Origin of the sequence: Pseudoalteromonas sp. SIMBA_162, from assembly GCF_046535955.1 — a bacterium.
GTDB classification, from domain to species: domain Bacteria; phylum Pseudomonadota; class Gammaproteobacteria; order Enterobacterales; family Alteromonadaceae; genus Pseudoalteromonas; species Pseudoalteromonas marina.
Map to the genome: position 1 here is coordinate 1 of NZ_JAWJBQ010001033.1, position 242 is coordinate 242.

At 46.3% G+C, this 242-nt stretch carries 1 protein-coding gene; it reads left to right on the forward strand.

Annotation, left to right across the window (positions count from 1 at the left end; genetic code table 11):
* On the forward strand, nucleotides 1-188 hold a 188-nt coding region (locus tag R0J88_RS22850), incomplete at its 5' end, for a tetratricopeptide repeat protein (protein ID WP_410901298.1).
* Nucleotides 189-242 lie beyond the last annotated feature (54 nt).

A 242-nucleotide genomic window follows, 5' to 3' on the forward strand; every position in this document is an offset into this window, starting at 1 on the left:
ATTTTGCTTCGGTAGTGAAAAACTATCCGAAGTCACCAAAGGCTGCTGATGCGATGTTTAAAGTCGGCGTCATCATGCAGGACAAAGGTGACACCGCAAAAGCGAAAGCCGTATACCAGCAGGTTATCAGTAAATACCCTGGTACTGATGGCGCTAAACAGGCACAAAAACGTCTGAACGCGATGTAATGCATAACACACGACCAGAAGTCGCATTATTTCTGGTCGTGTCGTGCGAATCAT